At 38.1% G+C, this 25,871-nt stretch carries 18 protein-coding genes, 1 tRNA gene and 1 other RNA gene; 17 read left to right on the top strand and 3 right to left on the bottom strand.

Annotation, left to right across the window (positions count from 1 at the left end):
• Positions 1-29: 29 nt before the first annotated feature.
• From HXT27_RS05680 to HXT27_RS05615, 14 genes are all read left to right on the top strand, one after another.
• Positions 30-113 (top strand) — tRNA-Leu (locus tag HXT27_RS05680).
• 659 nt (positions 114-772) lie between these two features.
• Complete coding sequence (locus tag HXT27_RS05675; protein ID WP_199172709.1) at positions 773-1,060, top strand: hypothetical protein; 288 nt, start codon at positions 773-775, stop codon at positions 1,058-1,060.
• Between the two features lie 496 nt (positions 1,061-1,556).
• Entirely contained in the window at positions 1,557-2,573 is a 1,017-nt protein-coding gene (locus tag HXT27_RS05670) for a cation diffusion facilitator family transporter (RefSeq protein WP_103043109.1), read from the top strand.
• 50 nt (positions 2,574-2,623) lie between these two features.
• Entirely contained in the window at positions 2,624-3,619 is a 996-nt protein-coding gene (locus HXT27_RS05665) for a TrmH family RNA methyltransferase (protein ID WP_103043108.1), read from the top strand.
• 27 nt (positions 3,620-3,646) lie between these two features.
• Positions 3,647-4,732, top strand: coding sequence for a phenylalanine--tRNA ligase subunit alpha (gene pheS, locus HXT27_RS05660; RefSeq protein ID WP_075523392.1), 1,086 nt, complete (start codon positions 3,647-3,649; stop codon positions 4,730-4,732).
• Between the two features lie 5 nt (positions 4,733-4,737).
• Entirely contained in the window at positions 4,738-7,362 is a 2,625-nt protein-coding gene (gene pheT, locus HXT27_RS05655) for a phenylalanine--tRNA ligase subunit beta (RefSeq protein WP_103043107.1), read from the top strand.
• A gap of 264 nt (positions 7,363-7,626) precedes the next feature.
• Entirely contained in the window at positions 7,627-8,229 is a 603-nt protein-coding gene (locus tag HXT27_RS05650; protein WP_075523390.1) for an arginine repressor, read from the top strand.
• A gap of 86 nt (positions 8,230-8,315) precedes the next feature.
• Complete coding sequence (tyrS, locus tag HXT27_RS05645) at positions 8,316-9,635, top strand: tyrosine--tRNA ligase (protein WP_103043106.1); 1,320 nt, start codon at positions 8,316-8,318, stop codon at positions 9,633-9,635.
• Positions 9,636-9,808: 173 nt separating this feature from the next.
• Positions 9,809-11,545, top strand: a complete 1,737-nt coding sequence (locus tag HXT27_RS05640) for a hypothetical protein (protein WP_103043105.1) — start codon at positions 9,809-9,811, stop codon at positions 11,543-11,545.
• Between the two features lie 94 nt (positions 11,546-11,639).
• On the top strand, positions 11,640-12,752 hold the full coding sequence (locus tag HXT27_RS05635; protein ID WP_103043104.1) for an HAD-IIA family hydrolase: 1,113 nt from the start codon (positions 11,640-11,642) through the stop codon (positions 12,750-12,752).
• Entirely contained in the window at positions 12,749-13,654 is a 906-nt protein-coding gene (locus HXT27_RS05630; protein WP_103043286.1) for a TlyA family RNA methyltransferase, read from the top strand. Before HXT27_RS05635 ends, HXT27_RS05630 begins: the two co-directional genes overlap by 4 nt.
• Before the next feature lie 91 nt (positions 13,655-13,745).
• Positions 13,746-14,675 carry an NAD kinase gene (locus HXT27_RS05625; RefSeq protein ID WP_075523387.1) on the top strand — a complete coding sequence of 310 codons (930 nt, stop codon included), beginning with the start codon at positions 13,746-13,748 and terminating at the stop codon, positions 14,673-14,675.
• On the top strand, positions 14,660-16,471 hold the full coding sequence (recN, locus tag HXT27_RS05620; RefSeq protein WP_103043103.1) for a DNA repair protein RecN: 1,812 nt from the start codon (positions 14,660-14,662) through the stop codon (positions 16,469-16,471). Before HXT27_RS05625 ends, recN begins: the two co-directional genes overlap by 16 nt.
• 204 nt (positions 16,472-16,675) lie before the next feature.
• Positions 16,676-17,359: an HAD family hydrolase gene (locus tag HXT27_RS05615; protein ID WP_103043102.1), complete on the top strand. Its 684-nt coding sequence runs from the start codon at positions 16,676-16,678 to the stop codon at positions 17,357-17,359.
• An 8-nt stretch (positions 17,360-17,367) separates the two neighbouring features.
• On the opposite strand, the gene rnpB is transcribed toward HXT27_RS05615, so the two are convergent.
• An RNA gene (gene rnpB, locus HXT27_RS05610) (RNase P RNA component class A) lies at positions 17,368-17,745 on the bottom strand.
• Between the two features lie 223 nt (positions 17,746-17,968).
• On the opposite strand from rnpB, the gene hpf reads away from it, so the two are divergent.
• Both hpf and secA read left to right on the top strand, forming a co-directional pair.
• On the top strand, positions 17,969-18,643 hold the full coding sequence (hpf, locus tag HXT27_RS05605; RefSeq protein ID WP_075523384.1) for a ribosome hibernation-promoting factor, HPF/YfiA family: 675 nt from the start codon (positions 17,969-17,971) through the stop codon (positions 18,641-18,643).
• Between the two features lie 253 nt (positions 18,644-18,896).
• A complete protein-coding gene (gene secA / locus HXT27_RS05600; protein WP_103043101.1) occupies positions 18,897-21,680 on the top strand; it encodes a preprotein translocase subunit SecA in 2,784 nt (927 codons plus the stop codon).
• 191 nt (positions 21,681-21,871) lie between these two features.
• On the opposite strand, the gene HXT27_RS05595 is transcribed toward secA, so the two are convergent.
• Positions 21,872-22,447: a hypothetical protein gene (locus tag HXT27_RS05595; protein WP_075523382.1), complete on the bottom strand. Its 576-nt coding sequence runs from the start codon at positions 22,445-22,447 to the stop codon at positions 21,872-21,874.
• Positions 22,448-22,528: 81 nt separating this feature from the next.
• Here HXT27_RS05595 and HXT27_RS05590 point away from each other — a divergent pair, with 81 nt between their 5' ends.
• Positions 22,529-23,224 carry a lysophospholipid acyltransferase family protein gene (locus HXT27_RS05590; protein ID WP_103043285.1) on the top strand — a complete coding sequence of 232 codons (696 nt, stop codon included), beginning with the start codon at positions 22,529-22,531 and terminating at the stop codon, positions 23,222-23,224.
• Between the two features lie 128 nt (positions 23,225-23,352).
• On the opposite strand, the gene HXT27_RS05585 is transcribed toward HXT27_RS05590, so the two are convergent.
• Positions 23,353-25,791, bottom strand: coding sequence for a Stk1 family PASTA domain-containing Ser/Thr kinase (locus tag HXT27_RS05585; RefSeq protein WP_103043100.1), 2,439 nt, complete (start codon positions 25,789-25,791; stop codon positions 23,353-23,355).
• Between the last annotated feature and the right edge of the window lie 80 nt (positions 25,792-25,871).

Raw genomic sequence — 25,871 nt, 5'->3', positions numbered from 1 at the left:
CAGTTATTGTGGCATAATATATGTCTGTTGCCTCTGTGGCGGAATTGGCATACGCATCAGACTTAAAATCTGACGCCCGTTCGGGCTTGTGGGTTCGAGTCCCACCGGAGGCACGATTAAGCGCCGCGTAGTTTTAACTGTGTGGCGCTTTTGTTTTTGTGGTTATTGATGTGACTGCAATGTTTTAAGAGTTTGCTTGAGTGATTATTGCGCGCGTGGCATGCCCAAGTGCTTTTAGTGTATGGATTATTAGCTAAAGCATTTTGGAGCGCCGAGCTTGCTAAAGTTGAAAGCACGGTGTGCTTTCAATGCAAGCGAGGGCTGGCTTTGTATCTCAACGAAGACAGTTATGTAGTACAAAGATTTATGCGAATGTGTTTACGTGTCGCGTGATAATCTAAAATAGACTGTGGCGCAAAGGGTGTTAGCTTTCCTTTTCGTCCTTGTTGACAATAACGCGTCACGGTGCTTTTAGATCTTTTTGCAGTGTGTGGTTATTCATAGCACTTCTAGCCAGTACTAGTGGTTGGAATTGGTTTTCACATATGAGATAGGGATCTTAATAGCAACGCGTGGACCTCGGCAACCAGCTTTCAAGACTGGAACATTAGTCTGAGGAGTACCGTGCGTTTTTGCTTATAGCCACACTTTTTCCAGGTCTTTCCTGCACCTGCTGATGCTATTCTAGAAGTGCGTTTATCAAAAAAGAAAAAGGTTAGCGTATTGTTACTGCATATAATGACGTAGAAGATAAGAGAGGAGTGAAAAGCTAATGGATATGATGAAACTTTGTTATGACATGGTTGAGAAACTTAGACCTTATGCTGAGCCATATATGGATAAGGTTTCCGAAGAAGAAGCCAATAGTGCTATTCGAGCAGGCGAACCATCGCTTGCAATTGATATTTATTTAGTATACGCGTGGCTACACAAGAGTGCACCTAAAGAGCTGCTAATCGAAGCTTATAATTTGCTAGATCCTTATGAATGTGGCGATAACTACGATGATATAGCAGACGATTTAGGAGTTCCGCGTAAAGTTCATTCACCAGATGAATAAAAAATAAATTTTATATTAAATTAACAACTATCAGATTTTAGCCACCTTGCAAAAGATATAATAATTTGCAAAGCTATGTGTGAAAACGTGTTTTTGGATTATAAGTCAAGTTTCACGAACTTTCTATACATATAGAATTTTGCGTTATATAACAAAAAAGTTTTAACGTGAGTATACAATCTTATATGCGAAAGCTGGGGCTCCCCCTTACCCTTGACCCTTCTCGGGGTAGGTTTGGGGGAATGACCAGCTTTCGTTTTAAGTTTGGGCTTAGAGCACATATCTTTTCACACGTTTTACTAAAATCATGGTTATATGACTAAAATAATTGGTCGTATGCCAAATTTATTGGTCATATGCCCAAAAATTCATTGGTCGTGTGTCCAAAAATCAGGGGTTATATGCCAAAATCATGGGTCATAGCGCAAAAATAATAATCATAAATATTTTGTGATTTATTTAACTGATGTATGCTCATATAGGGGGTGCTTAATTTATGCATAATCATGATATTTCAACGCAATCTAGCTCAAATGAATCTTATGCTAATACTGATTTTTCGCAATATTCTATTGAATCTAATTCGAATGAATCACGTAATAATAGCTATAATCCGCATCGTTCGCATCAGAAGCGCTTGATTCTAACTTTATCTCTTACGTCAATAGTTTTCTTTGCAGAAGTAGTAGGATCTTTCCTTACAAATTCTCTTTCGCTTCTTATTGATGCTGGGCATATGCTCACAGATATATCAGTTCTTGTTGCTTCGACTCTAACTGCAATACTTATGCAGCGCCGTCCTAATAGGAAACGTACATGGGGATGGGCGCGTTTAGAAGTTATTACAGCTGCAGCAGGTGCTTTAGTATTACTTTTCGTTGGAGTATATGCTCTTGTTGAAGCATGTATGCGTCTTTTTGGTAATGGGCATAGTGGTATTCATGATGTGAATCAGCTGCTTTTCTTTGGTCTTCTTGGTTTGATTGCCAATGTTGGATCTATTATTATCTTAGTTTCTCGTTCTAACGACAATATGAATATGCGAGCTGCTTTCTTAGAAGTTATGAATGATGCTTTAGGGTCTGTAGCTGTAGTAATTTCAGCAGTTGTTATGATGAGTACTAATTGGAGTGGATTTGATGCTTTAGCTGGTGGAATTATTGCGATTTTGATGATTCCTAGGGCAATAAAATTATTAAAAAATGCTATAAAAGTATTATTGGAACAAACACCTGAAGGTTTAGATTTAGATTTAGTTCGTAAGCATTTAGAGAGTGTTGAGCATGTAATAGCTGTGCACGATTTGCATGCTAGTACTGTTTCTACAGGTATGCCTATTTTTATGGCTCATGTAGTTGTTGATAGAGATTTGAATATGGATCAGTGTGCACAAATTCTTAGTCAACTTCAAGATTGTTTACGTGAGCATTTTCCTGTATCTGTTTCGCATACCACTTTTCAGCTAGAACCGGAAGGATACACAACTCCTAGCTCATCTGAGCATCATGAGTAATTTAATTAGCATTCTTAAGCGTTGGTATGAGTTTAAAGTAAGGTGATATTATGCCTTTGAAAGAATTGATGGATAATCCTCATAGCGATAGAGTAAAGCGTATTTGTGCTATAAAACGTATAAAATCACATGAAAATTTAAAGTTTTTAGTTGAAGGACCTCAAAGTGTACGTGAAGCTGTTCGATATGCTTCAGACTTTATTTGTGATATTTATGCATTAGATGATGCTGTTTATGCGCTTGAGTCTTCGGATGCGCTTGAGTCGCCGAATAATAGTGCAGGTTGCTACGTTTCAAATGCTGCTAATAGTAATTCTTCTTCTACAAACACTTCTATCTTCAACAACATTTCCACAAACACTTCTACAATCACTTCTATCGTTCGCGAATCTTTGGAAAAACAGTGTTATGTTCATCCTGTAACAAGTGATGTAATGAAAAAAATTAGCACTGATAGTCAAGGAATTGTTGCTGTTTTGGGCGCTAAATCTTTAGAAGATTCCTACGAATCAGATGTTAAGAATTTAGAAGATTGTGCGAAAAAAAGTAGTAAAACTTTGCGAATTGCAGCTTGTTGGCAAGTAAGAGATCCAGGTAATGCTGGTGCTATTATTCGTGTTGCTGATGTTGCAGGATGTGATGCTGTAGTATTTGTTGACGATTGTGTTAATTTACAAAATCCAAAACTTGTTCGCTCTACTGCAGGTTCGTTATTCCATCTTCCTGTAATTACTATGAGCGAAAGTGAATGGTTTGATTGGGCTTCATCTGCTGGTGTGAAAATAATTGCTGCAGATATTTACGGCACGAAAAATCGCAAGCCAAAAGATTTTCCTCTTGTAGTTAAAGATAGTGAACTAATGAAATCTTCTTTAGCTGTTTTATTTGGTAATGAAGCTCGTGGTTTGAATGAGGAAATTCTAAATAAGGTTGATGAAATATCAATAATACCTATTTATGGTAAAGCTGAATCAATGAATTTAGCTACTAGTGCAGCAGTTATGCTTATGGGCTTAGCTATGTCTAGTCATGAGCGAAAAATGTAGCTTTGTAGCGTAACGATTAACTCTTATATGAATAGGAAGGGTGCTGTGACGGGTAATAAGCCATTTGATTTGGATGCTGTCAAAAAAGCAGTGGAAGAGGGCATTGCTTGTGTAGAGTCCGCTCAAAGCATGGATGATTTGAAGTCGGCAAAAACAAAATATGCTGGTTCGCAATCTGTTATGACTTTGGCGAGTAAAGAGATTGGTAGTTTGCCTGCTGAACAGAAGAAGGAAGTTGGCAAAGTAATGTCACAATTGCGTGCAGATTTCGGTCGTGCTTTCGCAGTTGCGTCTGAACGAATTAAATCTCTTGAAGAAGCTCGTATTCTTTCTGCAGAAACTGTAGATATGACGCTTCCTATAAACCGTAAGCCTTTGGGTGCGCGTCATCCTATTTCGCGTATTATTGAAGATTTTGAAGACTTTTTTGTGTCTATGGGTTGGCAGATTTCTGCAGGTCCTGAGGTTGAAACTGAGTGGTTTGATTTTGATGCTTTGAATTTTGGTCCAGATCATCCTGCTCGCCAAATGCAAGACACTTTCTATGTTCAAGGTAATCAAGCTCAAGATGCTGCTGGATTTGTTGGTTCGAACATGGTTTTGCGTACGCAAACTTCATCTGATCAAGTTCGTGCTTTAATTGAACGTGGTGTTCCTCTTTATATTGCTTCTCCAGGTAGAGTTTTTCGTACTGATGAGTTAGATGCAACTCACACTCCAGTGTTCCATCAATGCGAAGCTTTGGCTGTAGATAAGAATCTGAGTATGGCTGATTTGAAGGGTGTTCTTGATCGTCTAGCGGTTGCTATGTTTGGTCCAGATGCAAAGAGTCGCTTACGTCCTAGCTATTTTCCATTTACTGAGCCTAGTGCTGAGCTTGATTTGTGGTTCCCAGATAAAAAAGGTGGTCCTGGCTGGATCGAGTGGGGCGGCTGTGGAATGGTAAATCCTAATGTGCTTAAGTCTGCAGGATTAGATCCAGAAGTTTATACAGGTTTCGCTTTTGGAGTAGGTTTGGAGCGTACTTTGTTGCTTCGACACGATATTAACGATATGCATGATTTGGTTGAAGGCGATAAGCGCTTCGCACAACAGTTTGTAATGGGGGAGTAATACTCATGCCAATGGTAGATATTGACTGGCTTAAAGATCATGTTGAAGTGCCAGATGGTTTAACTTATGAACAACTAGCTAAAGATTTAGTTCGTGTTGGTTTAGAAGAGGAAGAAATACACGCATCTCAGGTTACAGGTCCTATTGTTGTTGGTTACGTAGTTGATGCTACTCCTGAACCACAAAAGAACGGTAAAATTATAAACTGGTGCCATATTGACGTTGGAGATAAGTATAACGATGTTGACGCCAACGGTAAGAAGGTTCCTCGTGGCATTATTTGTGGCGCTCCTAATATGGCTGCTGGAGAAAAGGTTGTTGTAACTCTTCCTGGAGCTGTGCTTCCTGGAGATTTCAAGATTGAGCCTAGAAAAACTTATGGTCATATTTCAGATGGCATGTGTGCTTCCGAGCGTGAGCTTGGATTAGGTGACAGTCATAATGGCATTATTTTGCTACGCGAGTATGGGTTCTCTAAAGCTGAATACGATGCTTTGAAACCTGGCGATGATGTTATGGATTTGCTGCATCTAAATAAGCCGATTTTAGAGATTAACATAACTCCTGATCGTGGTTATGCATTCTCATATAGAGGTGTTGCTCGTGAATACCATAATTCAACTGGAGCAGTTTATAAAGATCCTGTTATTGAATTAAATAAAGATATTCCAGTTTTAGATGGTCTTCCAGCAGGAGAGCCAACTGATATTGATGTAAGTATTGAAGATAATAATCCTATTCATGGCGTTATTGGTTGTGATCGTTATTATGCTCGCGCTATTAGGAATGTTGACGCGAATGCTTCTAGTCCTCAATGGATGCGCAGACGTTTGACTCGTGCAGGTATGCGTGGAATTTCCCTTGCTGTAGATGTAACAAATTATGTGATGTTGGATCTTGGTCAGCCTTTGCATGCTTACGATTTAGATAAAATCGATGGTCCTATTGTTGTTCGCCGCGCTAGAACAGGTGAGCATTTAACTACTTTAGATGGTAAAGATCATGAGCTTACTGAAGAGGATTTAGTGATTTGTGATTCTCCAAGTGGAAATCATGGCTCTCGCGTGTTAGGTCTTGCTGGAGTTATGGGTGGAATGTATGGAGAAGTTACGAGTGAAACTAAGAATGTGTTGATTGAATCAGCTCACTTCGATCCTGTTTCTATTGCTCGTACAGCTCGTCGCCATAAGATTCCTTCTGAAGCTTCTCGTAGGTTTGAACGTGGTGTTGATACTGAGCTTCAGCCTGCTGCAGCTCAAATGGCTGTTAAGTTATTAGCTGATTTAGGTGGAGGTAATCCATCTAAGTATCCTAATGACGTTAATAACACTCAACAGCGTAGTGTTATTGTTTTCAAAGCTGATGAAGTTAAGCGTGTTGCAGGTCTTGATGTTGATTTGAATCGTATTAGCGATATTCTAACTGATATTGGTTGTTCAGTAGCTGGTGGTGGAAATGGTTCGTTTTCAGTTCTTCCTCCTACTTGGAGACCAGATTTGAATGAGCCTTGTGATTTAGTTGAAGAAATCGCTCGTTTAATTGGTTATGACGAGATTCCTGTTAAAGTTCCTGCTGTTCCTATTGTTGGTAAAACGGGTTTGACTGCTGAACAATCTATTCGTAGAGCTATTGCGTATGAGCTTGCAGAAATGGGACTAGTTGAGTCTTTGAGCTATCCATTCGTTGGAGAGGAAGATTTTAAAGCTTTCCGCCAAGATGTTGATGAAGTATCTAAAGTTAGCGTTAGAATTGCTAATCCTTTGGCTGAGAATAGACCTTGGCTTCGCCGTAATATTCTTACTACTTTAGCTGGTAGCGTTCGTAGGAATCTTCATCGTGGTTTAAGTGATGTTTCGCTTTATGAATTAGGTCACGTGTATCTTGCAGATCCTAAAGCTCCTGCTATTCCAGCTTTGCCTGGTTGCGTGCGCCCTACAGATGCTGAACTTGCTGCATTGGATGCAGGTTTGCCAGATCAACCTTTGCATGTTTCTGCTTTAATGACAGGTAAAGCTGAAGAAACTGGTTGGCTTGCAACTCATAGAGATGTAGATTGGAGCGATGCTGTAGAAGCAGTTACACGTTTAGGAAAGCGAATTGGTGTTGATTTTGAAATTCGCCAGCTTTCTGCAAATGTTGTTCCTGCTTCTTGGCATCCTGGTCGTACTGCTAAAGTGTATGTTCCAGTTGATGGAAGTGACGGAGTTGAGATTGGTATTGTAGGAGAGTTGCATCCTCAAGTTGATGAGAATTTAGATTTGCCTAAACATTCTGCTGCTTTTGAGCTTGATTTAACTGCTTTATTTGCATCTATGTGCATTAAGCCTGTTCAAGCTAAGCCTGTTTCAACATTCCCTCCAGTTAAGCAAGATTTTGCTTTTGTTGCTCCTTCTTCTTTAACTGCTAGGGATTTGGAAGATGCTATCAAAAAAGCTTCTGGTGATTTGCTTGAGTCTATTGAGCTTTTTGACGTTTATGAAGGCGAGCAGCTTTCAGATGGCTTAAGATCTCTTGCATATTCTGTGACTTTCCGCGCGAAAGATAGAACTCTTTCTGGTGAAGAGATGGAATCTGTACGCGAATCGATTACAAAATCTGCTAAAGAATTGCATGCTACTTTGCGAGTGTAGTATTTAATATTCTAAATTACGCTTAAGTGCTGTTAGTCAATGCTTTTTGTAGCTTTACTAGCTAATGGCTTGTTAAATAGTGTAACTGTTCGTTTTCATTCGTTCAGTTACACTATTTATGTGTTTTAGAATTATTTTGATTTTATATATTGATTGTTTTTGATTTATATAAAATTGTGTAAAAAATTAAATATTTATTAGTATTTTAATGTATATTAGATTGGAATAATCTGTAAAAAGGTATATAAAAGGTGCATAAATATTATGACTAAATCTAATAAAACGTTTAAGAATGTAAGCGTAAATGATTTTGATAGTTATGATTATGCAGATGACAATAATGGAGCAGAAGAATTTAATACTAGTAAATCAGTTGGAAAGCAACGCCCTGTTACTAAAGCTGCACGATTAAATGCAATTGAGCAAGCTATCTTAAGTGAGGTTATTACTTCACAATCTCAGCTTTCTAAGATTCTAGCTCGTCACGGTTTTTATGTTACTCAAGCTACTTTGAGTCGTGATTTAGACGAAATGAATGCTGTTAAAATACGTCTTACTGATGGTAGAATCGCATATGTTTTAGGTGATGGTACTGGAAACCGCCATGCTATGGATACTGTGCGTATTGATCAGCAAGTTGCGCGTGTGGTTTCAGGACTTATCACAGAAGTTGGTTTCGCAAATAATATTGTTGTAATTCATACTCCATCTGGAGCTGCACAGTATGTTGCTAGTGTTATTGATAAGCAACCATTAAAAGGTATTCTTGGCTCTGTTGCTGGAGATGATACTGTGATTATGGTTTGCGTATCTAATGAGGAAGCTGAAAAAAGAGCAAACTGGTTACTTTCTGTTGTTTCAAAATAGTGTCGTCATCTACTGACAAAATTGAAAGGCTTATAGCGCTTTAAGCGCCCGATATTTTCTGTAATTTTTGCAATAAGGAGATACGAATGGCTCAGGTCAGGAATTACAAAGAGGCTGGGTTTGCTTCTTTGTTTGAAGAGCTGAAATGGCGTGGATTGATTTCGCAATCTACTGACGAGAAGCAGCTTGCTCAAGCACTTGACGGAGAACCATTGACGTATTATTGCGGATATGATCCTACTGCTGCTTCTTTGCATATAGGTAATCTTGTTCAGCTTATTAATATGCGTCATTTGCAAGTTGCAGGACATCATCCTATTGCTTTGGTTGGTGGAGCTACCGGTTTGATTGGAGATCCTCGTCAAAGTGGAGAGCGCACGCTAAATTCTAAAGATATTGTTTCTGCTTGGGCTGATCGTTTACGTAAGCAAATTGGAAGAATTTTGCCGCTTGATGGAGAAAATCCAGTGCGATTCGTAAGTAATTATGACTGGGTTTCAAAGATGTCTGCTATAGATTTCTTGCGTGATGTTGGTAAAAATTTCCGCGTTGGTACGATGCTCTCTAAAGATATTGTTGCTAGGCGTTTGAATTCTGATGAAGGTATTTCTTTTGCTGAGTTTAGCTACCAAGTTTTGCAAGGAAATGACTTTTTGTACTTATTTGATAATTACAATGTTACTTTGCAACTTGGCGGTTCAGATCAGTGGGGTAATTTAACTTCCGGAATGGATTTGATTCGTAAAGTTCGTGGAGCATCTGTGCATGTGTTTACAAGCCCGATTATTACAGATAATCAAGGTCGTAAATTCGGCAAATCTGAAGGTAATGCCATGTGGCTTGACCCTACTATGCTTAGCCCTTATCGTTTCTATCAATTCTGGTTTAATCAGCCTGATGATGAAGTAGTGAAGCTTTTGAAGGCTTTTACATTCCTTCCAAAGAGTGAGATTGAGCGTCTAGAACAGCAAATACAGGAAGATCCTGGTAGTCGTGAAGCTCAAAGAGTTTTGGCTTGGGAAGTTACAAGTTTTGTGCATGGTGAGGATGTTACAAATCAGGCTATTTCTGCTTCAGCTGCTTTGTTTGGCAAAGGTGATTTATCTAGTATTGATGAAGTTACTTTGTGCGCTGCAATAGATGGCGTTAAAGTTAAAAACGAAGATGGAAATTTGGATTTCGCTAAGTCTAGCGTAGGTAATCGTATTGTTGAAGCATCTGTTGCAGCAGGATTGTTCCGCACTGTTTCTGAAGCTCGCCGTGCTATTGCTTCTGGTGGCTTGTATTTGAATAACGAACGCGTGAATAGTGTTGATGACGTTTTAAGTGAGGATTCGTTCTTGCATAATCGATTTGCTTTACTTCGTAGAGGTAAGAAAGCTATTGGTGCTGTTGAGAGAATATGATTTGTTTTTAATGTAATCTTGAATTATTAGAATTATAAGCAAATTGTATAAGTATTTATTGCTAGATGTGCGAATATTTCTGTGTCTAGCATTTATTGAGTTTAATAAATAGTTGAATTATGCTTTTGCAATTATTAAGTTGCAATTAAGCGTTAGTGAGAGGTATGCCAATAATGGGCGAAGAACGTGGGTATTCTAGAAGCGGTGGCAAGTCGTTTAGTGGACGAGGAAAATTTGGTGGTCATCGTAACGGTGCCAAAAGTGGAAGCGCTGAGAGACATGGCGGTTTTCACAAAGATGGCTTAAGACGCGATGGTTTCCACAAGGGTTCCTTTAAGCGCGATGGCGAGCGCAATGAGCTCAATGAGCGCCGTGATTTTGATAGCAATGATACTAGACGAGATGGTGCTAGAAAGTCTTTCAATAAGAGCGGTTTTAAGCGCGATGGTTTTAAGCGCGATGGTTTCCATAAGGGTTCCTTTAAGCGCGATGGCGAGCGCAATGATCGCCGTTTCAATCATCGTTTTGACAGCAATGATGAATCTAGATTTGAACGTTCTGATGCTTATCGTTCGCAAAATAGCGGTTCAGTGAAAAGCGGTAACCCACGTTATAAGAAGTCTGATAATAATCGTTTTAATCGTTTTAATGGCAATGATGAACGTTATGATAATCGTAAGTCAAGTCGTGATGGTTTTAATAATGGCGATTTTCGTAAAGATGGAGTAAAGCGTAATGGTTTCCATAAAGATGGTTTCCATAAAGATGGTTTTAAGAATCATGGTGAGCGCCGTTTAGAGAATCGTGATTCAAATCGTGCTTCTCATAGCGAAAATCGTTATAATCGCTATGATAAGCGCGTTGAAGATCGTAATTTTAATTATGAGAATGGTCCGCGCCGTAATTCTGATGGAACTATTTCGTATCCTTCGCAAAATCCATATACTGCGCGCCGTCCAGGCGAGCCTAAAATGCCTAAGGGTATGGAGTGGGCAATGCTTTCTAAGGAATCTCGTGAACGTTTGCGAGGACTTTCTAAAGAGCATGCAGAAAATATTGGTTTGCATATTCTTGCTGCTTATGCGTTGGAAGAGGAAGAGCCGAAGTTGGCTTTAGAGCATGCTAAATGGGCTGCTAAGCAAGCTTCTCGTATTGATTTTTCTCGAGAAACGTTAGCTTTTATTGCTTATCGTCAGGGTGATTATAAGTTAGCTGCGAGAGAATTTCGTACAGCAATGCGTATGAATGGTTATCTTGATTATTTGCCTTTTATTGCTGATTGCGAACGCGGAATTGGTAATCTTGATAAAGCATTAGAAATATGCATGTCTGATGAAGCTAAATCTGTTGTTGGAGAAGTAAAAGCTGAATTATTCTTAGTTTATGCTGGAGTTTTAGCTGATACTAATCATATTGATAAAGCTATTGAGCTTGTTCATGTTATGGGACGTTCAAAGGGTTTGCCTGGAGAGTATCGCATGCGTGCTATTCAAGCTGAACAATACTTCTTAGAAGAAGCTGGAAGAAGTGATGAAGCTCTTGAATTAGAAGGATTGTTAGATCGCTTAGAAGAGCAATATGCGGATATTGAAGATGATGAAGTTAATCCGGAAGATATTGTGATTGACTATGATTTGGAACATTTCAATGAGTCTTTGTTAGAAGATATTGGAGTTAGTAAAGATGATGCAAAATTTGCTCCTGAAGACTCTGAAGATTCTTATGACTCTTATGATTCTGAAGACTCTGAAGATTCTTATGATTCTGAAAGCTTAGATGATTCTAGTTTTGAGGAATCTAAATCTGATTCTCTAGCAGAATCCGAAAATTCTGAAAAGGATAATAATAAATTAAGTAGTTCAGATAATGTTGAAACTACTTCAAATGGAACTGTTGATTCTAGAGAATAATATTCAAAACTAATTTTCGTGCCCGGCTGCTTTGTGTTAACAATAGTGAGTCGGGCAATTGTTAATTTGCGATTAAATTATGCGAGGAAGTCTTATGCAACTTAATAAACGAACAAATTTATTGTCAAGTGAACGATTTTTAAGTGAATCCTTTAATTTAGCATTACTTGATTTAGATGGTGTTGTTTATAGAGGTGGAAATGCTGTTGCAAATGCTTGTGAGGCTATTGCTGGTGCGCAAAATCGCGGTATGTTTATTGAATATACAACTAATAATTCTTCTCGTTTTCCTACTGTTGTTGCAAAGCAATTGGAAAGTTTTGGACTAAAAGTAGAGCCATGGCAGATTATTACATCCTCAGTTGTCGCTGCTCGAATGGTTGCGCGTCACGTAGATTGTGGTGCGAAGGTTCTTGTCTTGGGTGCAGAACATTTGCTCCAAGAGGTGAAAAAAGTAGGACTTGAACCAGTATTTTCATGCGAAGATTCTCCGCAAGCTGTAATTCAAGGCTGGTATCCTCAAATGACATGGCTTGAAATGGCAGAAGTTTCATTCGCTATTGAGCATGGTGCAAAATATTTTGTTACAAATCGTGATTTAACAATTCCTCGTGAGCTTGGAATTGCTCCAGGATGCGGTTCTATGATTCAAGCTGTAATTAACGCTACTGGAGTTGAACCAATTGCATCTGCAGGTAAACCAGAGTCTGCAATGTATGATGAAGCAAGATTGCTTGTTGCTGCAAGTGCAAATAGTAATGATTTAACATCTATTAAGGATTCTTGCGATTATACAGAAAAAGATGAGTGCGCTAATCCTGTTATAAGCATAGATGATTCTCTTGCTGTTGGAGATCGTTTAGATACAGATATTGAAGCTGGTACGAGAGGTGGGTATAAGTCGTTGCTTGTTCTTACAGGTGTTACGAATCCTAAAATGTTAATGCTTGCTCCAGATTATTTGCGCCCTAGCTTTGTGTCTGCTGATTTAAGAGGTTTAAACGAATCTCATGAAGCGCCAAAACGTATTGACGAAAATACTTTTGTTTGTGCTAATGCTAGAGCGCAGATTGTTGATAATCATTTAATTGAAGTAAGTGATTCTAGTGATTGCAATGCTTTGCGTGCTGCTTGCGCTTTGACGTGGAGTTTGAAAGATAGTGGAGAAAATCTAGATGATTATATTCTTCCGGAGTTTTGTTTATGAGCGCGAGTAAAGATTTTATAAATTTTACTAAAGTTGAATCTAATTTTCGCGCGAGTGGATCTGGCTTTGAGTCTTCTGAATCTGATTCGTGTTCTCGTGCTATCTTTCAAACGTCTGGTTCTCGCGCGAGTAGTTCTGATTTTTTTGAGCGTTTAGATTGTGTGCTAGTAAATCGAGGTTTAGCTGAAAGCAGGACAATTGCTCAGCGTTTAATACGTTCTGGAATTGTTAATGTAAATAATCGAAATATTAAAAAACCATCATTTTTAGTAAAAACTGACGAAAAAATAAGTTTTAATGAGTCTAAAAATGTAGATTCTTGTCTTAAATATGTTTCTAGAGGAGCTCTTAAATTAGAAGGAGCATTTTCGTTATTTGAAAATCTTGGTCTTGAAATCAATTCATCAACTAAAGCTTTAGATATTGGTGCTTCAACTGGTGGTTTTTGTGATGTTTTATTACAAAGAGGAGTTGAATCTGTTATAGCTTTAGATGTTGGGCATGGACAGTTGCATCAAAAAATCGCATCTAATCCAAAAGTGATTGAAATGAGTGGAGTAAATATTCGAGATGTTTATGAAGAAGATCTGCCATATAAGCCTAATTTGATTGTTTCGGATGTTTCTTTTATTTCTCTTACTTTAGTTATTCCAGTAATTGCTCGTATTGCTGATTTGAAAACAAACGTTGTTCTGTTAGTTAAGCCGCAATTCGAAGTAGGTAAAGGTAATCTTGGCAAAGGTGGGATTGTAACAGATGAAAATCTTCGAATTAAAGCGTTAGAAACAGTTACAGATTGTGCTAAAAATAATGGTTTTCAAGTTGTATCTACTCATGAATCTCCTATAGAAGGTACGCATGGCAATATTGAGTATCTTCTTTATGCGCGTGTTAATTATTGAATAAAGTTTTTAATTAGTTTTGCACAATGTGTTATGTAACAATTACAATAGTTGTTGTTATGTTATGAACAGTGTGATGGGGGGCTGTGCAATGCCGGAACAATTCATAGGAGATGTTGCTTCGGGTTCTCGCCGTGCGCTAGTTGTTACTCATGCGAGATTAGATAAACACAGCGCTGTTGTTATGCAAGTTACTAGAAGACTTGTTGATGCAGGATTCAATGTTGATGTATTTAATAGTGCTTCGCTTTCAGATTTTGCTCAAAAGCCTTGCTGCATAGTTGATGAAAATACTGAAATTGTTGTTGTTCTTGGTGGAGATGGCACTATGCTCCAAGCTGCTGAGTTAGTGCATTGTACTCCAGTTCCAATTATCGGTATAAATCTAGGGCATGTTGGATTTTTAGCTGAATTTGAAAGTTTTCAAATTGATGAAGCTATTCATAGAATTGCTAAAAAAGATTATTTTTTGGAACATAGAATGGAAGCGCATGTAGATGTATGGCTCCCTGGAGAAAGTGAACCATTATGTGATTGGGCGCTTAACGATATTACGCTTGATAGATCTGACAGGGGTCGTATGGTTGAGCTTTCAATTCGTGTTGACGATGTAGAAATGTCTTCTTTTGGTTGTGACGGAGTAATAGTTTCAACTCCTACAGGTTCTACAGCATATGCTTTTTCTGCAGGAGGTCCAATTATGTGGCCAAATGTTGAAGCTTTACAATTAGTTCCTTTAGCTGCTCACGCGCTTTTCGCTAGGCCTCTTGTTATTGGTTCAGGCTCTACTTTTACAATTGACATTCTTGACAATTCATCTTCAGGTGGTTGGATTTGCTGTGATGGTAGACGTCAAAGAGCTCTTCCGAAAGGTTCTAGGATTCAGATTCGTCAATCTAAAGATGAACTATTTTTAGCTCGTCTTTCAGGCGTGTCTTTTACTCAAAGATTAGTTACTAAGTTCGATTTGCCAGTTGTTGGTTGGCGTGAAAATAGAGGTATCGCATGCTCGAAGAATTAGAGATTCGTAATTTAGGACCAATTTCTCACGCATTGTTCACTCCTTCTCATTCTATGACTGCTATTACTGGAGAAACTGGAGCTGGTAAATCAATGTTATTAAGTGCTATTTCATTGATTTCTGGTGGGAAAGCGCAATTGTCGAGAATAGCAGCAAATGCTGATGAATCATGGGTACAGGGCGTATTTTGTACATATAAAGATAGTTCTTTAGCGAATTTATTACAATCGTCTGGAATTTATTTAGAAGAATCAGATACAAATAATTCAAAATTAGATGTTTACGTATCTCGTAGCGTTCCTAAAAATGGAAGATCTAGAGCAACGGTTTCTGGTAAAGGTGTTCCTAAAACTTTATTAAGTCAAATTTCTTCTTATGCAATTACAATTCATGGTCAAAGTGACCAATTGCGAATTGCATCTAAAGCAAATCAGCGTGATTTTCTTGATATTATTGCAAACGATAGTGCAGAATTAAAAGAATATTATAATGCTTTTCAGGATTGGAAAAGTGCTAAAGAATCATATAATCGCATTATAAATCAAGAATCTTCAGTTCGTCAGCGCGCTGATTATTTGAGAGAATCATTAGAAAAAATAGATCATATTGATCCTAAACCTAATGAAGATATAGATCTTATTGAAAAAAGGAATCGCATAGAAAATGCTGCTCAAATTATTAGGGGAGTAAGTGATGCAGTTTCATCTATAGATGCTAGTCAAATCGATTATTCTTCTGATTCTATTGATATATTGCATCTTATAGATAATGCTATTAAAGCACTTAGATCTATTCGCGTTGAAGGCTTATATGATGATATTTTAAATCAGCTAGATGATATTTCTGCACAACTTTCAGATATCGTTATGCAATTAACGCAGCAATTAGATATTGATGAGAGTCAAGAAGATTTAGATTCTATCAATGCTCGTATTCATGATTTAAATGAGCTTACTAGAAGATGGGGTCCTAAAATAGAGGATGTTCTTGAGTGGTCTAAAAAAGCTAGATATGAATTAGAAGATTTAGATGATTCTCCAGAGGCAATAAAACGTGCTAAAGAATTATGCAATGAGAAATATTGTGATGCTTTGCGTTTAGCTAAAATATTAACTGAAAAGCGTGTTGATGCTGCAAGAAAACTTAGTGATGATGTTACTGAAGAACTCAAATCTTTAGCTATGCAAGATGCGCTCCTCATTGTGAAAGTTGTTGAAAATGAAAAAGATGGCTCTGGTGATATTCGTTTAGATAGTCATGGTGCAGATAGTATTGAGTTTTTATTTAAGCCATTTCCAGCATCTTCAGATTTACCTATTGCTAGTAGTGCTTCAGGTGGAGAATTAAGCAGATTGATGTTAGCTATGGAGCTCGTTGCTGCTCGTTGTAGGCGTAATGATAATCACGAGATGACTTTTATTTTTGATGAAGTCGATGCAGGTGTTGGAGGTGTTGCTGCTCTTGAGCTTGGAAAACGATTGGCTCAGCTTGCTAAGAGTTGTCAAGTTATTGTAGTAACTCATTTAGCTCAAGTTGCTTCTTTTGCTGATACTCAATATGTTGTACGAAAGACTATAGAGCACAAAGAGAATAGTTTGAATCAAAATGATTCTGCTGCTGCTTCTGATTCTGCTGCTGCTTCTGATTCTGATTCTTCTACGCTTTTAGCAGATACTACTATAACTAAATTGGGGTATGAAGATCGTGTTCTAGAAATTGCTCGAATGCTTTCAGGAAGTGATTCTAAAGCTTCTTTGCAACACGCTAGAGAATTGCTGGAAAATAGTAAAATTTAATAATTTTTTGCTTTCATATTTGTTTATGTTTGTGATTTAGATTATGAATTAAGTCATATTATATTTTAGATTTTGCTATAAGTGATTTGCTATAAATTATTTGCGAGGAGTGATTTGCGTTTCGAGATTCGAGGTTCGTATCGCTGAATTTGCATTTCGCATTTCGAGATTCGTATTGTGGGATTTTTATGTAGGGATTTTTATATGAGCGAAAATATTTTATTTGATAATTCTAATTGCGCTGCAATTTTTGATTTTGATGGTACTTTACTTGATTCATTAAATGTGTGGGACGATATAGATAATGAGAGTTTTGCAAAACGTGGAGTAGCTGTTCCAGAAGATTTTGCAAATTCTACAGCTACATTCACTCCAAGGCAGGTTGCTGATTACGTTATAGAGCATTTTGGCTTTACGGATTCTCCTGAAGATTTAATGCAAGAGTGGCAAGATATGGCTGCTGATGCGTATGCAAATCGTTTAGAGTTGAGAAAAGGCGCGAAAGATTATGTTATTTATTTACGTAAGAGTCGTGCAAAATTAGTTCTTTTAACTTCTCTTTCTAAAACGTTGTGTGAGCTTTCATTGAAACATACTGGATTGCGTGAATATTTCGATTTTATTATTTTTGGAGAAGATTTAGAAAAAACTGGGAAAAATAGAGCGCAAACCTATATAGATTTAGCGAATAAAATTGGTATTTTACCTAATAATTGTACTGTTTTTGAAGATTCTGATGTAGCATTAAGCTCTGCGAAGAAAGCAGGTATGAAAATTTGCAAAATTTTTGATTGCGTGCAAGCAAAAAGCTTAAAGAATAATGCATTTGATGGCTGCTGTACAGGTTTTTCTGATTTTTCGCTTGCGCCAAAAAATCTTAAAGAATAATCAATGTTGAGGTGAGGTTTCACATACCCCGGGTTTTGTCGCGTGAAAATTACACGCGGATGACCATCCATCTCGATTTGACGTTACCGCCAAACTCTAGCAGTCTACCCGAAGACTTGAGCGAGCAGCTCTTAACGTCTTCTGCTTGACCTTGCTCCCAATGAGGCTTGCCATGCGGCTAACTGTTACCAGAAGCCCGGTGGTCTCTTACACCGCCGTTTCACCCTTACCTAACGAAACAATAGAACGCTAGGCGGTTTACTTTCTGCTGCGCTATCTCTCAGGTCGCCCTGGGCGGACGTTATCCGCCATTGTGCTCTTTGGAGCCCGGAAGTTCCTCAGTCGCTCCGAATGAACATTGCGACCGCGGTCATCGTGAAACCTCAACCTTCCTAAGTATAGCAGAGTTAATTCGTATAGTAAAAAAAGTTAATTTTATAGCCAGATTTCCTTGTAAATGACGCATTTTTAACATATTTTTTGTGCAATTTTTAACACTCGCTAGGCTCTTGCGAATAAAAACTGTATAATGGGTTACATCGATAGCATCGAGGCTGTCGATTTGCATACAAGTCGAGTTTAAAGCTCGTGTTAGTTTAGGAGGTTCGCATGGAAATCGTCATAACCGGACGTCATACACAGATTAAGCCAAAGTTCCGTGACGTTGTGGAAAGCAAGATGAGTCGTGTGACCGCCATTGCTCCGGATGCGCAGCGAGTACAAATCGTTGTTTCGCATGAGGGTAATCCACGGCAAGCAGATACAGCAAAACGAGTAGAGATTACAGTTGTTGCTGGAAGTACAGTTATTCGTGCTGAGGCAGCGAGTACTGATCAATACAGTGCTTTGGATATGGCGCTTGATAAGTTGACGTTACGTTTACGCCGTACTCGTGATCGCCGTAAGGATCATCGTCGTGGATACACTCAAATGGCTCCAGTTGATTTAGGTGTAGTTACTCCATCTGTTGAAGATGAATTAGATGAAGAATCAGAAATCGAAGAGAACGATAACAATAGCGCTGATGCTGCTGTTGCATCTGATCTTGGTCCTGGTGAATCTGTTGAAGTGAGTGTAGGAAATACTCCTATTGTGATTCGCCGTAAGCTTCATATTGCTGAACCTATGAGTATCGATGAAGCTTTGTATGAAATGGAGCTTATAGGTCACGATTTCTTCCTGTTTGTTAATAAGGAAACCATGCGTCCATCGGTTGTATACCGTAGACATGGTTGGAGTTATGGAGTATTTGAGATTGATACTCCTGAGAATGTTAATAAGTGATAAAAGACGAGATTTTAAAATAAAAATCGCGATTTAAAAGAATTGCGGCAAATGGATATGAACAATATGCCCACTAGGTGTAAACTTAGTGGGCATTACATATTATTAAGTGGGAATCGTCGTTTATTCGTGCGAATGAGTCTTTAAATAACGCGCTTGAGTTTTTAAAAATCCCAGCTGTCGCGTAATATAGGCTCAGTTTCGTCTATGCTGGCTAAGGCGTCTGCATAGACACGACCTAAGGGAGTGAAACGTGGTAGATATCGTCGACAAAGCCTTGCGCATGGGTGAAGGCCGTCAGTTGAAGCGCCTTGAGAATGTGGCGAAGGCTGTGAATGCGTTGGAAGAAAATATTTCTGCGCTTTCAGATGAAGAATTGAAGGGGCAAACTGCCAAGTTTAAGCAGCGTGTAGACAATGGTGAATCGCTGGATGAACTTATGCCTGAAGCTTTCGCTACAGTGCGAGAAGTTTCTAAACGTACCCTTGGTCAACGCCATTTTGACGTGCAGCTTATGGGTGGAGCTGCATTGCATTGGGGAAATATTGCAGAAATGAAAACTGGTGAAGGTAAGACTTTGGTCGCTACTTTACCAAGCTATTTGAACGCTTTAGAAGGTAAAGGCGTACACGTTGTTACAGTCAACGATTATCTTGCTAGTTATCAAAGTGAGTTAATGGGACGTATTTACAGATTCCTTGGTATGAGTGTTGGATGTATTATTACAGATCAGCAGCCTCCTGAGCGCCGTAAGCAATATAATGCTGACATTACTTATGGAACTAATAATGAGTTTGGTTTCGATTATTTGCGTGACAACATGGCTTGGGAAAAGAGTGAGCTTGTTCAGCGTGGTCATCATTATGCAATCGTTGATGAGGTTGATTCTATTCTCATAGATGAAGCTCGTACTCCTTTGATTATTTCAGGTCCTGCTGAAGGAGATGTAACTCGTTGGTATCGCGAGTTTGCAAAACTTGTTTTGAAGTTGGATCGTGACAAAGATTACGAGATTGATGAAAAGAAGAAGACTGCTGGTATTCTCGATTCAGGCATTGAAAAGATTGAAGATTATTTAGGAATTGATAATCTTTATGAGCCAAGTAATACAGCACTTGTTGGTTACTTGAATAATGCTTTGAAAGCTAAAGAATTGTTCCTTCGCGATCGTGATTATGTTGTAACGAATGGTGAAGTTTTAATTGTTGATGAACATACTGGTCGTGTTCTTCCAGGACGTAGATATAGCGAAGGCTTGCATCAAGCTATTGAAGCTAAAGAAGATGTGGAAGTTAAGGCAGAAAATCAGACTTTTGCAACAATTACTTTGCAAAATTACTTCCGTATGTACGATAAACTTGCAGGTATGACTGGTACTGCAGAAACTGAAGCTGCAGAATTTATGGGTACATACAAGTTAGGCGTGTTGCCAATTCCTTCTAATCGTCCTGTAATTCGTATGGATAAAGATGATTTGATCTTCCGCACTAAGAAAGAAAAGCTTGCTGCTATTGTTCGTGACGTTGCAATTCGTCACTCTAAAGGTCAGCCTGTTCTTCTTGGTACAGCATCAGTAGAATCATCTGAAATAGTTTCTTCTTTGCTTGATGTTGCTCGTATTCCTCATCAGGTTTTGAACGCTAAGCAAAACGCTAAAGAAGCTGCTGTTGTTGCTGTTGCAGGTCGTAAAGGTGCTGTAACAGTTGCTACTAATATGGCAGGCCGTGGTACTGATATTATGCTCGGCGGTAATGTTGAGTTCCTTGCTGATGCAAAGTTGAAAGCTGAAGGATATTCCCCAGACGATACTCCTGATGAGTATGAGAAGCGTTGGCCTGGTGTTTTGGCAGAAGTTAAAGAACAAGTTAAGGATGAGCACGAAGAAGTTAAGAAACTTGGTGGCTTGTATGTTCTTGGCACTGAACGCCATGAATCTCGCCGTATTGATAATCAGCTTAGAGGCCGTTCTGGTCGTCAGGGCGATCCAGGAGAGTCACGTTTCTACTTGAGCTTGGAAGATGACTTGATGCGTTTGTTTAACACTCAGCTTGTTGCTCGTGTTATGGCAAAAGGATTGCCAGAAGGTGAGCCAATCGAGTCTAAGTATGTGTCTAACGGAGTTCGTACAGCACAAAAGTCTGTTGAAGCTCGTAACTTTGAAATGCGCAAGAACGTTTTGAAGTATGACGATGTTATGAATAAGCAGCGTACTGTTATTTATTCTGAGCGTCAAATGGTTCTCAAGGGTGAAGATATTCATAGTGATATCTTGAAGTTCATTTCAGATACTGTTGAAAGCTATGTTCGTGGTGCTAATAATGGATCTGATAAGCCAGAAAATTGGGACTATGATGGTTTGCAATCAGCTCTTGAAATGGTTATGCCTGTGGAGCTTGATTGGGATGATGTTTGCGAAAGTATCTCTAAGCTTAAAGGCGAGAAGGCTGTTATAGCTTTGCGTGATATTATCGTTGATTGCGCTGAGGAAGCTTATGGCAAGTTAGAAGATCGTCTAGGTGAAGAAGGTCTTCGCCAGCTTGAGCGTAGAGTAGTGTTATCTGTGCTTGATCAGAAGTGGCGTGAACATCTTTATGAGATGGATTATCTTAAAGATGGCATCGGTCTTCGCGGTATGGGTCAGAGAGATCCACTGGTTGAATATCAGCGTGAAGGGTATCAGATGTACAATTCCATGATTGAAGCCATTAAGGAAGAATCTATCCAATTGCTATTCCATATTGACATTGATCAGATTGCATCTAGTGATTACGATGACGATTCTGAAATTGATGACGATATTGCTGATGTTTCTTCTGAAGTTGAAGCAGAAGATCAAGCTGTTGGAGTTGTTGGACCTGCACCTTTGAGCCATGCTGAAGGCGAAGTTCCATCCAGCATGCGTCCAAAAGCTGAAGAGTGGAAGACTCCATGGTCTGATGGACGTACCTTCCCTGGAACTAACAAGAATGATGAATGCCCATGTGGTTCTGGACGCAAGTACAAGTTATGCCATGGTCAGAATGAAGTAGAAGAATAATATTACATTTGTTATACTTCGTTTGATAATTCAAAATTTAATAAAATAAAATGAAATGTGGAGATTAGCTTTATTGCTTTTCTCCACATTTTTGTTTGTTTATCTATCTGTTTGTTTGTTTATTTATTTATATCTATCTATATCTGTATCTGTTTATCTACCAATAAATAATTTTGAGTTCGTTTTATCTATTAGACTCGTGCTCCATTTCCATAATCGCTATAATCATTGTTATCGTGTCTATCTTTACGAATCATCAATAATCCAACTCCTGCAATGATTATAAAAACTATGCTTATTGTTGCTGCAATAGAAGCGATGATTGGAATAAAAGCACTTGTTATAATTCCAGCAATTCCTACGAGTAATACGAGCCATAATATGACTACGCTTTTACGAATATTTTTGAAATGCGGATTTGGCGCAACGAAGTCATCTGAATATTCTTCCATTGTATCGTCAACGTCAAGCCAGCTTGAACGTATATTATCTCTAGGTCCGTGAGATAAAAATATTTCTCTTTCAATTCTTAAATTTCTTATCGCATTTTTTCTCGCCTCTTCCTCCTTCCTTTTAATATTGCGTTTATCTTCTCGCTTTGCGTGCTTTTCAAATTCTTTTGCGCTTTTAGATTTCTCTATGTCGTTAAAATCTTGTGAATGTTCCGATATAAAACTAGACCAGTCATCTTGAAAATCATTTGAATTATTATTGCTGTTTTTGTTATTTTCAAGGTGAGGGGAGTTGGTATTCTTAGATGATGTCATGAGTTATACTGTATCAAGTCTGCTTGATAGCGTACGTATAAGAGATTAAATATTATGCGTTATGCTAAGAAAGGATTTCGCATGCTTTATTGGTTTTTTGTAAAAGGGTTGGGATTTATAGCTCGTATGAGGATTCATCCGAGTGTAAAAGGCGTTGAAAATATTCCAAAGAAAGGTGGCGCTATTATTGCAGCTAACCATCTTGCTGTTATCGATGATGCCTTATTACCTTTAACTTGTCCTAGAATGATACATTTTATGGGCAAAGCAGAATACTTTGAAGGCAAAGGCTTGAAAGGTCGTTTTAAGAAGTGGTGGTTTACTTCTGTTGGAGTGTTTCCTGTTAATCGTTCAGGTGGAGCTCGTTCTGAAAGTGCATTAAAACATGCGCGCGCTATACTCGAAAAAGGTCAGCTTTTTGGTATTCACGTGGAAGGCACTAGAAGCCCTGATGGACGTTTATATAAAGGTCATACTGGAGCTGCTCGTCTTGCGTTAGAAACAGGATGTCCTATCATTCCTGTCGCTATTATTGGAACTAGGCAATTGCAACCTAAAGGTACTGTTATACCTTTATCTGGAAAGACTCAAGCAATTTATGGTGAGCCAATTCATGTTGAGCGTGTAAAAAGTGATGAAGAAATTACGCGTGAACGATTGCGTGAAATTACTGACGCTATTACTCATTCTATTGCATCTATGAGCGGTCAAGAATATGTTGACGAATATGCTCAAACTGTTAAACAGCGTATGAATGAAGAAAAGAAGTGCAACTAATCAGCGCATTCTATTAGTTTGCTTGTTATTGTTAATAATAAACCTATGTGATTTGTATAAGATGTAACTCCAACATATTACAAAACACTGAAACAACAGCGAAAAGCAGTAAAAATAATAGCGTATGCTCATACTACTGTAAGTGTAATAACAGTTGCATTGCCGCTATTATCTTTTAGACGTACTTCTTTGCCAGGGCTAGTAGATTGAAGACGAACAACATGCGTAAAATCTCCAAGAGGAGCTGAAATCTTCACTTGTAATCCTAAATCTTCCAAAATCTTACGAGCTTCATCTTTATTTTTCCCTCGTACGTCAGGCATGATTACAGTTTGAGGTCCTTTTGAAATAACAATTGAAACAGAATCGCCCCAATGGAGTTTTTCTCCTTTAGGCTTGGACGCACTTATAACGTTTCCTTTGCTAACAGTATCGCTATATTCTTCGCTATATGTTGCATTCAGTTTTAAGTCATTTAATGACTGTTGAGCATTATCTTTACTTTTGTTTACTATATCTGGCATTTCAACTGGCATAGGGCCTTTAGAAAGTATTACTGTTACAGGTTTATTATGATCTGTTGTTGTTCCAGCTTGTGGTGAAACGTCAATAATCTCACCTTTTGGAACATCCAAAGAATACATATCGAGAATATCCCTATGAATAATATTTGTGAATCCAGCTTTACGTAATATTTCTATAGGTTTATTAGATTTAGAAGAAAGTATGTCAATAGGAATAGTTGCTTGTTTAATGCCGCGAGAAACAATGATTTTCGCGTATTCGTGATTGTGTTTATTTATATGACTTCCTACGAGATCAGGTGTTGTTGATATTACGTTTCCTGAATCAATGTCATCGCTGTATTCTAATTCAACTTTGTAAGGTATTCCAGCGACTTTAAGAGTACGCTCATAATTTTCCCACTTGATATCAGCTATTTTGCACGTTTTTGTTCTGGAACAAGATAAGTCATCTGGTTTTGGCAAAGTCCAATAACTATTTGGGCCATAGAAATACCAAATTATTGCGCATGCTACTATAAATATTGCAGCTAAAATTGTAATAGCAATAAATATTACTTTTTTACGAGATTTTTTGCCTTGTGTTTCCTTCGTTTTAGAAGAGTTGCTGTATATTTTAGATTTTTCTAATGCAATAGTTGGAAGATTACTATCATTAAAATCTTCCAATGGATCATTATTGTAGTTGTAATCTAAATCACTAGTTTTTGCGCTGCGCCAAGGCATTGCTTGAGTGATATTATTGGTTGAACTATTTTTCGCTTGTGTATTATCTTTGCTAATTAAATTATTTTCGGATTCTGCAATATCGTAGCTTTTATCTTGATTAAGTTCATTATGTTCATTAGATTTTTTAGATGGTGGTAATGGAATATCGTCATCTTTTACGCTTCTAATATCATTATCAAGAAAATCTGGTAAGTTAATAATATTTTCAGATTCGCTAGTTTCGTTTGCGCTGTCTTTAGCGGTTTTTTCGTTTAATTCGCTAGTTTCTTCGCTATTAGACGGATTTTCTATAGTATTTTGATGCGTATAACTAGTATCTTCTTCATTTGCATTTTCAACTTCGTTTTCATTAGAAATCTTTAGATTATCTAATTTGCGGCTATTTATAAGCATAGTTGAATCATCTAATACATCTTCGCTTTGAATTTCAGATTCTTTAAAACGGTATGACCAATCTTTTGATGTAAGCTCTTTACTTATAGTTCGTAATTCAGCTAACGCTTCAGAAGCATTATCAGGTCTTAAATTCATATCTCGAGATGTAAGTTTTTCTAAGAATTTTGCAACTTTAATATTTATTCCAGTACAAACTGTTGTAATAGAAGGAGTATCTTCGTGGACATGCTTAAAAACTAGCGTAACAGGGTTATCTGCTGTAAAAGGCACTTTTCCTGCTAACATTTCCCATGCCATAGTTCCTGCTGAATATAAATCGCCTTGTGGTGTTGCAAGATTTTTTTCAATCATCTCTGGTGCCAAGTAAGCAGCTGTTCCTAAAAGCAATCCAGTAGAAGATAATGTTGCTTGAGAAATAGCCCTAGCTAATCCAAAATCTGTGATTTGAACATTTCCGCGATCGTTTATAAGTATGTTTTCTGGTTTAATATCTCTGTGTACAACACCGGCAATATGAGCTGAAGCTAATCCATCAAGAGTTTGCGCAAGTAAACGAAGAGTATCTTTTACGCTAAAAGTTCCGTGCATATTCATTTCATAGCGCAAATTAACGCCATGAACATATTCCATAACTAAATAGTCAAGTCCTTCAAATTCGCCTGTGTCATAGACTTGTACAATATGAGGGTTAGCAATCTGTGCTGCGGACGTAGCTTCTCTGCGGAATCTGGCTATAAATTGCTCTCTGTGCACGCCTTGAGCTAATTGTGTATGCATTATTTTAATCGCAACAGGTCTGCTAAGTCGTTCGTCTTGCGCTTGATACACTGTGGCCATGCCGCCTTCAGCTATTTTTCGCACTATGCGATATCTGTTTTCAATACGCATACCTTTTTGTACTTGTTTCGCGTCACTCATTGTTGCAAATCCTTATATGCGAATCATACTTCACTATTTACGAGTGTACAGGCATGTAGGTAGAGAATTAAAGTTTTAGT

It is taken from the genome of Gardnerella bivia (assembly GCF_049262715.1).
Classification (GTDB): Bacteria; Actinomycetota; Actinomycetes; order Actinomycetales; family Bifidobacteriaceae; genus Bifidobacterium; species Bifidobacterium vaginale_A.
The sequence above is the reverse complement of the archived record's forward strand: the minus strand, read 5'-3'. Positions and strand labels throughout refer to the sequence as shown.

Bases quoted from the DNA above. Each gene is read 5' to 3' on its own strand.
- tyrS (WP_103043106.1), top strand. From the start codon at position 8,316: ATGGCTCAGGTCAGGAATTACAAAGAGGCTGGGTTTGCTTCTTTGTTT.
- HXT27_RS05675 (WP_199172709.1), top strand. From the start codon at position 773: ATGGATATGATGAAACTTTGTTATGACATGGTTGAGAAACTTAGACCT.
- HXT27_RS05595 (WP_075523382.1), bottom strand. From the start codon at position 22,447: ATGACATCATCTAAGAATACCAACTCCCCTCACCTTGAAAATAACAAA.
- HXT27_RS05625 (WP_075523387.1), top strand. From the start codon at position 13,746: ATGCCGGAACAATTCATAGGAGATGTTGCTTCGGGTTCTCGCCGTGCG.
- HXT27_RS05635 (WP_103043104.1), top strand. From the start codon at position 11,640: ATGCAACTTAATAAACGAACAAATTTATTGTCAAGTGAACGATTTTTA.
- HXT27_RS05590 (WP_103043285.1), top strand. From the start codon at position 22,529: ATGCTTTATTGGTTTTTTGTAAAAGGGTTGGGATTTATAGCTCGTATG.
- pheS (WP_075523392.1), top strand. From the start codon at position 3,647: ATGAATAGGAAGGGTGCTGTGACGGGTAATAAGCCATTTGATTTGGAT.
- HXT27_RS05640 (WP_103043105.1), top strand. From the start codon at position 9,809: ATGGGCGAAGAACGTGGGTATTCTAGAAGCGGTGGCAAGTCGTTTAGT.
- HXT27_RS05670 (WP_103043109.1), top strand. From the start codon at position 1,557: ATGCATAATCATGATATTTCAACGCAATCTAGCTCAAATGAATCTTAT.
- pheT (WP_103043107.1), top strand. From the start codon at position 4,738: ATGCCAATGGTAGATATTGACTGGCTTAAAGATCATGTTGAAGTGCCA.
- recN (WP_103043103.1), top strand. From the start codon at position 14,660: ATGCTCGAAGAATTAGAGATTCGTAATTTAGGACCAATTTCTCACGCA.
- HXT27_RS05630 (WP_103043286.1), top strand. From the start codon at position 12,749: ATGAGCGCGAGTAAAGATTTTATAAATTTTACTAAAGTTGAATCTAAT.
- HXT27_RS05615 (WP_103043102.1), top strand. From the start codon at position 16,676: ATGAGCGAAAATATTTTATTTGATAATTCTAATTGCGCTGCAATTTTT.
- HXT27_RS05585 (WP_103043100.1), bottom strand. From the start codon at position 25,791: ATGAGTGACGCGAAACAAGTACAAAAAGGTATGCGTATTGAAAACAGA.
- HXT27_RS05665 (WP_103043108.1), top strand. From the start codon at position 2,624: ATGCCTTTGAAAGAATTGATGGATAATCCTCATAGCGATAGAGTAAAG.
- hpf (WP_075523384.1), top strand. From the start codon at position 17,969: ATGGAAATCGTCATAACCGGACGTCATACACAGATTAAGCCAAAGTTC.
- HXT27_RS05650 (WP_075523390.1), top strand. From the start codon at position 7,627: ATGACTAAATCTAATAAAACGTTTAAGAATGTAAGCGTAAATGATTTT.